This window comes from Polaromonas sp. P3_C2 (genome assembly GCF_056402675.1).
In genome coordinates, this window is the sequence record NZ_JBFUGX010000041.1 from 1 (window position 1) to 11,921 (window position 11,921).

The window sequence follows — 11,921 nt, forward strand, 5'->3', positions numbered from 1 at the left end:
GTGGTCAGCAGCCGCAGCGACCGCAGGGATGATCGCCGGGACGGCAGGCGCGATGACAACAACCGGGACGAGCACCGCGCCGGTCCCGCTGCCGGCAGGGACCACGACGCCCGGCCACAAGCCGCCGCTCCCGCTTCCCCCGCCGCGCCGGTCGGCRCAGCGCCAGCCGCACGGCCCTCGCCCGCACCGGACCGCAGCGCCCTCGAGGCCAGCCAGCGCGCTCAACGCGAGCAGCAGCGCCAGCAGCAGGAGCAAAAAGAACGCCTGCAAGGCCCCCAGCTGGAACAGCAACGCCGCCAGGGCGAAGAGGCCATAGGCCAGCGCGCCCTCCGCGAGCAAGCCCAGCGCGATACGCGGGCCCGCCAGGAAGCGCAGGAACGCGCCCAGGCTGCGAATGCCAATGCCAATGCCGATGCACGCGCCAACGCCGACCGCCATGCCGCCGAACAGGCTCGTCGCAGCCAGCAACAGGAACAGCGGGAAAAGCTTCAGGGTCCCCAGCTGGAACAGCAGCGCCGTTCCGGTGAAGAATCCATAGGCCAGCGCGCCCTGCGCGAACAGGCCCAGCGCGACCAGGAAAACACCCGCCAGCAACAGGCCGCGCAAAGACAGCAGCAGCAGCAGCAGCAACAGCAGCAGCAACAGCAACAGCAACAGCAACAGCAACAGCAACAGCAACTGCAACTGCAACTGCAGCAACAACAACATTTGCAACAACAGCAGCATTTGCAACAACAGCAACAACGTGCGCAGCAGGAGCAGCAGCGCCAGGCCCAGGCCCAGGAACAACAACAGCGGCGGCAACACCAATTGCAGCAACAGCAGTCACAACGCGACGCCACCCCAGACAAACCGTCCCGCCAGGCCGACGCAACCAATCCGCGCGGCCAGCGCGGCGAAGGCGGCCCAGGCCGCAACCGCGAGCAATAAAAAAGCCAATACGGGCGCCGGTTTCCTACCGGAGGGGGCACTCCTCATCAAGCAGGGGCCGCGGAACCGGCTTTGCCGGGCCGCAGGCGCAGCGCCCCTATACGTAGGGAAAGGGGCAGCGCGCCGTAGGCTCGAAGTGGGGAGCGTGGGGGCTTTAGATCACGCAAAACTACTTAAGGGTCTGACCCGGTACCGCGTCGGAGGGTGGGTGGCTAGGATGACCACCTGTGTTTCACGGGTTCGCGCCTGCTGCCGCATCAGCCGCCGCGGCACCTTGCGCCCGTGATATCCAACCCATCTTCCGGAGAACCAATTTGTCAGTGGAGTTCATTCTCGAAACACGAGGGCTGACCAAGGAATTCAAGGGGTTCGTGGCAGTCAACAACGTGGACCTGAAAGTCCAGCGCGGGCATATCCATGCGCTGATCGGGCCCAACGGCGCCGGCAAGACGACTTTCTTCAACCTGCTGACGAAGTTCCTCATCCCCACGCGCGGAAGCATTGTCTACAACGGCAACGACATTACGTTTGAGCAACCCGCGCAGACCGCGCGGCGCGGCATCGTGCGGTCATTCCAGATCTCTGCGGTCTTCCCGCACATGACAGTCCTGGAAAACGTGCGCGCCGCCTTGCAGCGCAACCTCGGCACCTCGTTCCATTTCTGGAAAGCGGAAGAAACGCTGTTTCATCTCCACGACCGTGCCCGCGAGCTGCTGGCCGAAGTCGACCTGAGCGACTTCGCCGATGAGCTCACCGTGAACCTGCCCTATGGCCGCAAGCGTGCGCTCGAACTCGCCACCACGCTGGCGCTGGAACCCGAACTGATGCTGCTGGACGAACCCACGCAGGGCATGGGCCACGAAGACGTGGACCGCGTGACGCAGCTGATCAAAAAAGTCTCGGCTGGCCGGACCATCCTGATGGTCGAGCACAACATGAACGTGGTGTCGTCGATCGCCGACCGCATCACGGTGCTGCAGCGCGGCGCCATCATTGCCGACGGGCCATATGCCGAAGTGTCAGCGAATCCGTTGGTGATCGAAGCTTATATGGGCACAGCGAACACCGAGCTTCAAGGGGCGCACTAGATGACCAAAGAGCTCCTCAAGATAGAAGACCTGCACGCCTGGTACGGCGAGTCGCACATCCTGCATGGCGTGAACCTCACCGTCAACGAAGGCGAGGTGGTAACACTGCTGGGCCGCAACGGCGCGGGGCGCACCACCACCATGCGCGCCATCGTCGGCATGACGGGTGCGCGCAAGGGCTCCATCAAGATCAACGGCGAAGAAGCCATCAAGCTCGCGCCGCACAAGGTGGCGCGTCTGGGCGTGGGCTACTGCCCCGAAGAGCGCGGCATTTTCGCCAGCCTGACAGCCGAAGAAAACCTGATGCTGCCGCCCACCATAGCCCCCGGYGGGATGAGCCTGGACGAAATCTACGCAATGTTTCCCAACCTCAAGGAACGCGCCAGCAGCCCCGGCACGCGACTGTCTGGCGGCGAACAGCAGATGCTGGCCGTGGCGCGCATTTTGCGCACCGGCGCGCGCCTCCTGCTGCTCGATGAAATTTCCGAAGGCCTGGCGCCCGTCATCGTGCAAAAACTCGCAGAGATGATCCTCACGCTCAAGGCCAAGGGTTACACCATCGTGCTGGTGGAACAGAACTTCCGCTTCGCCGCGCCGCTGGCTGATCGCTTCTACGTCATGGAACACGGCCGCATCGTCAAGCAGTTTGCGCAAAACGAGCTGGCCGGCAACATGGGCATGCTGCAGGAATACCTGGGCGTCTGACGCCGGGCATGCCGAACCCTTTTTTAGTCCCCTCGATTCCCCCCAAGTTCACCCCTTCCATAACAGGAGACATCATGAAACTCAAAGCACTTGTTGCCGCACTCGCCCTTGGCCTCACAGGCGCAGCCTTCGCACAGAACACTGGCCCGATCAAGATCGGCATCATCACCGACATGTCCAGCCTTTACGCCGACATCGACGGCCCCGCCGGCGCTGAAATGCTGAGGTGGGCCGTGCAGGATTTCGGCGGCAAGGTCCTGAACCGCCCCATCGAGGTGCTGAGCGCCGACCACCAGAACAAGGCCGACGTCGCGTCGTCCAAGGCACGTGAATGGATCGACAAGGACGGCCTGCAGATGCTGATTGGCGGTACCAACTCCGGCACGGCACTGGCCATGTCCAAGGTCACCACCGAAAAGAAGAAACCCTTCCTCGTCATCGGCGCCGGTTCGGCCCGCCTGACCAATGAAGACTGCTCGCCCTACACCGTCCACTACGCCTACGACACGGTCTCGCTGGCCAAGGTCGCCGGTTCCGCGCTGGTCAAGGCCGGCAACAAGAGCTGGTACTTCCTGACCGCCGACTACGCCTTCGGCTACTCGCTCGAGGGGGATGCCTCCACCGTGGTCAAGGCCAACGGCGGCACCGTCGCCGGCACCGTCCGCCATCCGCTGAACGCCTCGGACTTCTCGTCCTTCCTGCTGCAGGCGCAGTCTTCCAAGGCGCAAATCCTGGCACTGGCCAATGCTGGCGGCGACTTCACCAACGCCATGAAGGCCGCAAAGGAATTCGGCATCGGCAAGACCATGAAGGTTGCCGGCCTGCTGGTATTCATCAACGACGTGCACTCCCTGGGCCTGGCCAACACCGAAGGCCTGCAACTGGCCGACAGCTGGTACTGGAACCAGGACGACGCCTCGCGCAAGTTCGCCAAGCGCTTCTTCGATAAATACAAGCGCATGCCTTCCAGCCTGCAGGCGGCCGACTACTCCGCCACCCTGAGCTACCTCAAGGCCGTGCAGACCGCCGGCACGACCGATTCCGACAAGGTCATGAGCACGCTCAAGGGCATGAAGATCGAAGACTTCTACAACAAGGGCCAGATCCGCGCCGACGGCCGCATGATCCACGACATGTACCTGTACGAAGTCAAGAGCTCCAAGGATTCGGGCACGCCATGGGACTACTACAAGACCATCGCCAAGGTGCCGGGCGAGCAGGCTTTCACCACGGTGGCCGAATCCAAGTGCTCGGCTCTCAAGAAGTAAAGCATCACTGCAACTGCGCAAACGTTGAACTGACGAAAAAACAAAAAGCGGGGTAGAACGAGGGTTCGATCCAGCCGGTCATTTCGCAGAAATGCAGAATGACCGGCTGCTTCTTTGAAAAACCCTTGCACTCCCGCCACAAGTAACGGTATCGGTGTCCTGACAGGTTCCCATGGAAATTTTCGGTATTCCCCTGCAAGCGTTTATGGGCCAGCTGATGCTGGGCCTGGTCAATGGCGCCTTCTACGCCATGCTGAGCCTGGGGCTCGCGGTGATTTTCGGTCTGCTGGGCATCGTCAACTTTGCGCACGGTGCGCTCTACATGCTGGGCGCTTTTGCCGCCTGGATCATGCTCGACCAGTTCGGCATGAATTACTGGTTCGCGCTGGTGCTGGCGCCGCTGACGGTCGGTATTCTCGGCGTCATCATCGAACGGCTCTTCCTCAAGCACTTGTACAAGCTTGATCCGCTCTACGGSCTGCTGCTGACCTTCGGCCTGGCGCTGGTGCTCGAGGGCGTCTTCCGTGAAATTTACGGTGTCTCGGGCCAGAACTACAACGTGCCCGACCTGCTGGCCGGCTCCATGGACCTCGGCTTCATGCGCCTGCCGATTTACCGCGCCTGGGTGGTGGTGGTGTCGCTGGTGGTCTGCCTGGGCACCTGGTTCCTGATCGAACGCACCCGGCTGGGCGCCTACCTGCGCGCCGGCACCGAAAACGCGCCGCTGGTGCAGGCCTTTGGCATCAACGTCCCCATGATGGTGATGCTGACCTACGGCGCGGGCGCCGCCCTGGCAGCCCTGGCCGGCGTGCTGGCCGCACCCATCATCCAGGTCAACCCGCTGATGGGCTCCAACCTGATCATCGTGGTCTTTGCCGTCGTCGTGATCGGCGGCATGGGCTCCATCCTCGGCTCGGTCATCACCGGCCTGGGCCTGGGCATCGTCGAAGGCCTGACCCGGGTGTTTTATCCTGAAGCGTCCAACATCGTGGTATTCGTCATCATGGTCATCGTGTTGATGTTCCGGCCCGCCGGCCTCTTCGGAAAGGAAGCCTGACCATGAGCGCCCTCTCCACCAAAGCCGCCAACATGCTGCGCATCACTTACCTCGTCCTGCTGGCTTTTGCGCTGGCCGCGCCCTTCCTGGGTCTCTACCCGGTGTTTGTGATGAAGCTGCTTTGCTTTGCGCTCTTCGCCTGCGCCTTCAATCTGTTGCTGGGTTTTACCGGCCTGCTCTCGTTCGGCCATGCCGCATTCTTCGGCTCTGCCGCTTATGTCACCGGCTGGTTCATCAAGTCGCAGAACTGGACACCCGAACTGGCTCTGCTGGCCGGCGCGGTGGCGGYCGGGCTGATCGGCCTGCTGGTCGGCCTGGTGGCCATCCGCCGCCAGGGCATTTATTTCGCCATGATCACGCTGGCGATTGCGCAGATGGTCTACTTCGTCTGCCTGCAGGCGAGCTTTACCGGCGGCGAAGACGGCCTGCAGGGCGTGCCACGCGGCAAGCTGTTCGGCCTGCTGCCGCTCGAATCCGACATCTCGCTGTATTACGTGGTGGTGGCGATTTTTGTGGCCTGCTTCCTGTTCATCTCGCGCATCGTGCACTCGCCCTTCGGCCAGGTGCTCAAGATGATCCGCGAGAACGAGCCCCGCGCCATCTCGCTGGGCTACAACGTCGACCGCTACAAGCTGCTGGCCTTTGTGCTATCGGCCGCGCTGGCCGGCCTGGCCGGTTCGATGAAGACCCTGGTCATGGGTTTTGCCACGCTGTCGGACGTGCACTGGTCCATGTCGGGCGAAGTCATCCTGATGACCCTGCTGGGCGGCGTCGGCACTTTCTTCGGCCCGGTCATGGGTTCAGGCATCGTGATCGCGCTGCAGAACCTGCTGGCCGACAAGGTCGGCTCCTGGGTCACCGTCATCATCGGCGCGATCTTTGTGCTGTGCGTGCTGGCCTTCCGCAAGGGTGTGATCGGTGAGTTGCAGGCCTTCCTCGAACGCCGCCGCGCCGCGGCCAAGGCTGCCTCGGCAAAACCCTGACCGGCAGGGCCAGGCGGCCGTCCCGTCCGGCTGCTTTTAAAGCCCTTCAGTTGCTATTGTTTTAATAGCCGCTTGCGCTCGTCACCATTGGCTAGCAGCCTCATTTCCTCAAAATCAGTTGCCACGGAACTCGCGCCGGTACATCGACGGCGAGGTTCCAAGCGTCGCCGCAAAGTGCTGCCGCAGGGATACCGCCGAGCCGAACCCTGCGTCCTGGGCAATCTGCTCCATTGAGCGGTCGGTTGATTCGAGTTGCCGCTGCGCCAGCGCCAGGCGCAGGCTGGTCAGCCACTGGCCCACGGTGGTGCCGGTGATCTGCCGGAAGTGCCGGGTGAAGGTGCGCCGGCTCATCAGGGCACGTGCCGCCAGCGTGTCGAGGCTGTGGGGCTGGCGCAGGTTTTCCTGCACCCACGCCAGGATGGCCGACAGCCGGTGGTCGGAGCCTGTGGCCGGGAGAGGTTGTTCCACGTACTGTGCTTGCCCGCCCTGCCGCTGCGGCGCCACCACCATGCGGCGCGCCACACGGTTGGCAGCTTCGGCGCCGAAGTCCCGGCGCAGCAGATGCAGGCAGCAGTCAATGCCAGCAGCCGTGCCCGCTGAGGTCAGCACATCACCGTCGTCCACATACAGCACATCGGGCTGCAACATGACCTGCGGATAGCGCTCGGCAAAAGCCGGCGCCAGCGCCCAGTGCGTGGCGGCGGGCCGGCCGTCGAGCAAGCCGGCCTCGGCCAGCACAAAAGCCCCCAGGCACAGCCCGACGATGCGCGCGCCGCGCCTGTGCGCCGCACGCAAAGCCTTGAGCAGGGCTTCGGACGGCCGCTCCATCGGGTCCCGCCACGACGGCACCACCACGGTCTGCGCCTTGGCCAGCACGCTCAAGCTGTGCTCTACCGCAATGGTGAAGCCCGCTGTCGTATGCAAACTGCCCGGCGTTTCGGCGCACACCAGCAACCTGAAACGCGGCAGATCGGGCCCTGAAAAATCATTGCCGAACACCATGCACGGCACGGAGAGGTGAAATGGGCTGATGCCGTCAAACGCCACCACGGCGACCGTGCTGAGCTGGCTTGCGGTGCGTGACTTGATGCGTGACTTGCCGACGACCGGCATCTGTGGAAGTGCTTTTTTCGACATGGCCCGATTCTATCGAATATTTTCAATTGGGCCACTTCCCGGAAAACGTGCCGCGCCCAACAATCACACCATCAGCATCCGTTGATCACTTGATTCAGCAACAACCCGCAGGAGCAAACACATGGCCATCCAGAACTCAAAGCCCGCAGTACCACGCCGCGCCCTCGTCGTCATCGACGTGCAAAAGGAATATTTCAGCGGCGGCGGCCTGCTTATCGAATACCCGCCGGTGGAAAAGACCTTGCCAAACATCGGCCGCGCCATGGATGCGGCGCGCGCCGCGGGCATTCCGGTCGTCGTGGTGCAACACAGCGAGTCGACCGCAGCGCCCGTGTTCGCCAAAGATTCACCCACATGGGAGCTGCACGAGACTGTGGCAAGCCGTCCGCGTGACCACTACATCGAGAAAGCCTGGCCCAGTGTCTACACCGGCACCGACTTCGCGGCCTGGCTGGAAGCGCACGGCATCGACACCCTGACGGTGGTCGGCTACATGACGCACAACTGCGACGCCTCCACGATTTTTGAGGCCACGCACCGCGGCCTGCATGTGGAGTTTTTGCAGGATGCCAGTGGCGCACTGCCGTATGCCAACGAGGCCGGCCGGGCCAKCGCCGAAGAAATCCACCGCGTGTTCAGCGTGGTGTTTCACTCGCGCTTTGCCGCCACAGGCTCCACCGACGCCTGGATCGCCGCTGTGCAGGCCGGCGGGCGGCTGGAGAAGAACAACGTCCTCGCGTCAAACCGCGCGGCCATTGCCGGCCGGTAACAGGCAACTTTGCGTCGGCCCTCAGAGGCCGTCAGTCGAGAGCGCATGGTTCACGCGCTGCGGCACGACCAGTTGCCCATACCCATCCGGCACAGCCTGGATGTGGATGATGGGCGCGCTGGACGTGACGCTGCCGAACAACATGGCAAAGGCGGCATCGGCCGCATCACGGCCGGTAGCGAACCGCACAAAGCCCATGGGAATGGCGGTGCCTGACGGATCGAACAGGTACCAGCGGTGACCCAGGTAGACCTCGACATAGGCATGGAAGTCGGTGGGGCCGAGCGCGGGGTCGGCGCCGTAGTCAATGCCGGTGGCAAAACGCGCCGGCAGGTTGAGAGCGCGGCACAGCGCGATCATCAAATGCGCGAAGTCGCGGCAAACCCCGACGCGCTCCACCACCGTGTCAATGGCGGAAGTGCTGCCGTGCGAGCTGTTGGACTCGAAACTCACGCGCTGCTGCACCCACTGGCAGATGGCCTCTGCCCGGCTGTAGCCTTGCTGCAAATGGCCAAACTCGTTGGAGGCCAGCTTCTGCAGCCGGTCGGACTGGCAGTAGCGGCTCGGGTAGATGTAGGGCAGCACGGCACCGGGAAGCTGGCAGACCGGCACCTCGCCCAGCTCACCGGGAGCCGCTGTGTAGTGGTAAATGTCTACGGTGGCTTCATAGCGCACGCTCAGTGGGCCGGGCTGGGCCTGCAGGCGCAGGTAGCGGTTGCGGCTCGCCGGGTCGGTGTCGATGGTGAAGGGCACCGGCTGGCTGACCTGCAGGTTTTCGGCCTGCACGATTTGCTGCTGCGTGTGCGCCGCGTGGACGTTGAAGATGAAGTCGCCGCCCGGAGGCGCGACGTCGTAGTTGAGTTCGACGGAAAACTGGAGCCTGACCATGGATTCTTTCCTTGCCGTTGCGCAAGGAGCAGGCCTGGAGCAAGCCTGCCGCCGCGCAAATCGTCAATCAATAAAGGGAGCCTCTCAGCGTGGCGCTCGCCGCAGGCGGGCACCTGCGCAAAAGCGCGCTGATCTGGTGTACCGGTCATTGTGGACCTCTTCGAGGCGGATACCGGCGATTTGCGGCGGTTTGCGGCTTTGGCGCCCGCCATGAATACGTGGTGTCCGGCTTGCGGGTGGCATGGGCGCCTACATGTCAGGGCTGCCGGCATGACCCAGCTCTTCATTTGCTATTAATTCAATAGCTGCTTGCGCCCGTCAGATATGGGCTGGAGGCAGATTTTTCTTGCAAATTCGGGTCAACGGCCTTCAGGTTCGTCATCCAGCAGCCGCACCTTCACGCTTTTGCCCTTGACCCGCCCGGTGGACAGCTTGTGCAGGGCTTCGGCGGCAATCGAGCGGTCCACCGCCACATAGGTGGAGAACTCATTCACGTTGATCTTGCCGACCTGCTCGCGCGTGAAGCCGGCCTCGCCGGTCAGCGCGCCCAGCACGTCGCCGGCGCGGATTTTTTCCTTGCGGCCCCCCACAATCTGCAGCGTCACCATGGGCGGTAGCAACGGTTCATTGCTGGCCGGCGTCAGCTCGGTCAGTTTGTGCCATTCGGATTCAGCCTTTTGCAGCACCTCGATTTTCCCGACATAACCCATCTCGTCCATGCTCGCCAGGCTGATGGCCCAGCCCTCTTCATCAGCGCGGCCAGTGCGGCCGATGCGGTGAATGTGCACTTCGGCGTCCGGCGTCACGYCGACGTTGATGACCATCACGAGCTGCGCAATGTCCAGGCCGCGGGCGGCCACATCGGTGGCCACCAGCACCGAGCAACTGCGGTTGGCAAATTGCACCAGCACCTGGTCGCGCTCGCGCTGCTCCAGTTCGCCGAACAGCGCCAGCGCGCTAAAACCCTGCTCTTTCAAATAGGCCACCAGTGCGCGGCACTGCGACTTGGTGTTGCAGAACGCCAGCGTGCTGGCCGGGCGGAAATGCCGCAGTACCTGCGCAACGGCGCCCAGGCGGGCTTCGTCATGGTCGCTGTCGGGCACCTGGTACCAGCGCTGCTGGATCTTGGTCTTCTCATGCTGGGCCTGGACGGTGATGGTTTGGGGCGTCTTCATGAACTGCTGGCTTAGTTTGGCAATGCCTTCAGGATAGGTTGCCGAGAACAGCAGGGTCTGCCGCTCTTTGGGGCACTGCTTGGCGACGGTGACGATGTCCTCGAAGAATCCCATGTCCAGCATGCGGTCGGCCTCATCGAGCACCAGGGTGTTCAGCGCTTCCAGGGTCAAATTGCCGCGCGCCAGATGGTCCATGATGCGGCCCGGCGTACCCACCACAATGTGCGCGCCGTTTTCCAGGCTGGCGGTCTGGTTGCGCAGCGGCACACCGCCACACAGCACCACCACCTTGGTGTTTTCCTCGGCCCGCGCCAGACGGCGGATCTCGGTCGCCACCTGGTCGGCCAGCTCACGCGTGGGGCAAAGCACCATGGCCTGCACCGCAAAGCGCCGCGCATTGAGGTTGGCCAGCAAGGGAATGGCAAAGGCGGCGGTCTTGCCGCTGCCGGTTTTGGCCTGGGCAATCAGGTCTTTGCCCAGCAGCGCCACCGGCAGGCTGGCGGCCTGGATGGGCGTCATGCTGAGGTAGCCGAGCTGCTGCAGGTTGGCCAAAACGGCCGCGTTTAGCGGCAAGCTGGCGAAGTCGGTGTTGCCGGCGGAAGAAGAGAAAGAAGGGGAAGGAGAGGAGCTCATCCCCCATTATCGGTGCCGGGCCTTCAGCGGCCTGAACCAGACTGCATTTGCAGCCCATGGTCACCCCCCCTCGCGAGTGCCAGGTCGCGCAACTGTGCGCTGCGCACTTCCGAAATGGAGGTCAGCCCGAGCAGGCCCAGATCACGCTGGACTTCGTCGGCCAGGATGCGGATTGCATGGCGCACACCCTCTTCGCCGGCGACGGCGGCCGCATAGTTGAACGGGCGGCCCACGAACACGAACCTGGCGCCGAGTGCGAGCGCCTTCAGGACGTCCGTCCCGCGCCGGATGCCGCTATCCATCATGACCGGGAAGTCGGCGCCAACCGCCCGGACGACCTCGGGCAGCACGCGCAGCGGCGAGACCGTGCCATCGAGCTGGCGGCCGCCGTGGTTCGACACGATCAGGCCGTCGGCGCCCATGTCCCGCACCTTGCGTGCGTCCTCGTGGTTCATGATGCCCTTGACCACCAGGGTGCGCTTCCATTTGCGGCGAATGAGGGCCAGGTGCTCCCAGTCCAGGTGGTCCTTGGCGCCGAAGTCACGAGCCACTTGCGACGAGAGGATCGGAGCGCCACGGGTCGCGTACGAGTTCTCGAAGTGCGGCATGCCGTGGATAACGAGCGTCCGCAGGAAGGTGCCGATCGTCCAGCGCGGGTGGGTGAGCCCCTCCCACGCCAGGCGAAAGCCCGGTCGCAGGGGCGTGGAAAAGCCTGCACGGATGTTGTTCTCGCGGTTGGCGAGCACGGCGGTGTCGACCGTCAGCACGAGCGTCTCGACGCCCGCACGGTCGACGCGGTCGATCAACGCCTCGATCTTGGCGGTCTCGCCCGGCAGGTAAGCCTGGAACCAGGTCTCCGGGGCGGCGGCCATCACCTCTTCCAGCGGGATGAGTGAGGAGCCGCTCATGATCATCGGCACGCCCTCGGCCGCCGCTGCGCGGGCCTGCACGAGGTCGCCGCGATACGCACTGAGCGCACTGATGCCCATAGGCGCGATACCGAACGGTGATGTGTAGCGCCTACCGAGAAGGTCGACCGCCTGGCTGCGGCCGGACACGTTGCGCAGTACTCGCGTGACGAAACCGAACTCCAGGAATGCCGCGCGGTTATCGTGCAGCGAGGCCGAGTCTTCCGCTCCGCCGGCGATGTATTCAAAGAGCGGGCGCGGCAGGTGGCGCCGGGCGCCTGTCTCGAAATCCCGCAACGACAGGAATTTCCGCAAGCCCGGCGGCGCGGCGGGACGTGCTCCCGGCGACAGGCGCGTCACCCTCGGCACGGCCCCGGAAG

The 11,921-nt window shown here is 63.8% G+C and carries 11 protein-coding genes; 6 read left to right on the forward strand and 5 right to left on the reverse strand.

The window, feature by feature from the left end; all coding sequences use genetic code 11:
- A partial coding sequence (locus AC1DWI_RS03420) for a hypothetical protein (RefSeq protein ID WP_477724378.1) occupies positions 1–789 on the reverse strand: 789 nt, incomplete at its 3' end.
- 455 nt (positions 790–1,244) lie between these two features.
- On the opposite strand from AC1DWI_RS03420, the gene AC1DWI_RS03425 reads away from it, so the two are divergent.
- From AC1DWI_RS03425 to AC1DWI_RS03445, 5 genes are all read left to right on the forward strand, one after another.
- Positions 1,245–2,018 carry an ABC transporter ATP-binding protein gene (locus tag AC1DWI_RS03425; RefSeq protein WP_477668593.1) on the forward strand — a complete coding sequence of 258 codons (774 nt, stop codon included), beginning with the start codon at positions 1,245–1,247 and terminating at the stop codon, positions 2,016–2,018.
- The gene (locus AC1DWI_RS03430; protein ID WP_477668594.1) at positions 2,019–2,723 is read left to right on the forward strand and encodes an ABC transporter ATP-binding protein; all 705 of its coding nucleotides are present in this window, start codon (positions 2,019–2,021) and stop codon (positions 2,721–2,723) included.
- A 74-nt stretch (positions 2,724–2,797) separates the two neighbouring features.
- Positions 2,798–3,991 (forward strand): ABC transporter substrate-binding protein, encoded by a 1,194-nt coding sequence (locus AC1DWI_RS03435; protein ID WP_477668595.1) that lies wholly within the window; start codon positions 2,798–2,800, stop codon positions 3,989–3,991.
- Positions 3,992–4,163: 172 nt separating this feature from the next.
- Positions 4,164–5,048: a branched-chain amino acid ABC transporter permease gene (locus AC1DWI_RS03440; RefSeq protein WP_457281315.1), complete on the forward strand. Its 885-nt coding sequence runs from the start codon at positions 4,164–4,166 to the stop codon at positions 5,046–5,048.
- Positions 5,049–5,050: 2 nt separating this feature from the next.
- Entirely contained in the window at positions 5,051–6,031 is a 981-nt protein-coding gene (locus tag AC1DWI_RS03445) for a branched-chain amino acid ABC transporter permease (RefSeq protein ID WP_477724379.1), read from the forward strand.
- A gap of 114 nt (positions 6,032–6,145) precedes the next feature.
- On the opposite strand, the gene AC1DWI_RS03450 is transcribed toward AC1DWI_RS03445, so the two are convergent.
- Positions 6,146–7,144, reverse strand: coding sequence for a GlxA family transcriptional regulator (locus AC1DWI_RS03450; RefSeq protein WP_477668928.1), 999 nt, complete (start codon positions 7,142–7,144; stop codon positions 6,146–6,148).
- Between the two features lie 145 nt (positions 7,145–7,289).
- Here AC1DWI_RS03450 and AC1DWI_RS03455 point away from each other — a divergent pair, with 145 nt between their 5' ends.
- Positions 7,290–7,937 (forward strand): cysteine hydrolase family protein, encoded by a 648-nt coding sequence (locus AC1DWI_RS03455; RefSeq protein WP_477724380.1) that lies wholly within the window; start codon positions 7,290–7,292, stop codon positions 7,935–7,937.
- A gap of 21 nt (positions 7,938–7,958) precedes the next feature.
- Here the strand turns inward: AC1DWI_RS03455 and AC1DWI_RS03460 are convergent, their stop codons facing one another.
- From AC1DWI_RS03460 to AC1DWI_RS03470, 3 genes are all read right to left on the reverse strand, one after another.
- On the reverse strand, positions 7,959–8,825 hold the full coding sequence (locus AC1DWI_RS03460) for a transglutaminase-like domain-containing protein (RefSeq protein WP_457281319.1): 867 nt from the start codon (positions 8,823–8,825) through the stop codon (positions 7,959–7,961).
- Between the two features lie 359 nt (positions 8,826–9,184).
- Positions 9,185–10,633: an ATP-dependent RNA helicase DbpA gene (gene dbpA, locus AC1DWI_RS03465; RefSeq protein WP_477724381.1), complete on the reverse strand. Its 1,449-nt coding sequence runs from the start codon at positions 10,631–10,633 to the stop codon at positions 9,185–9,187.
- A 23-nt stretch (positions 10,634–10,656) separates the two neighbouring features.
- A complete protein-coding gene (locus tag AC1DWI_RS03470; protein ID WP_477724382.1) occupies positions 10,657–11,901 on the reverse strand; it encodes an alpha-hydroxy acid oxidase in 1,245 nt (414 codons plus the stop codon).
- Positions 11,902–11,921 lie beyond the last annotated feature (20 nt).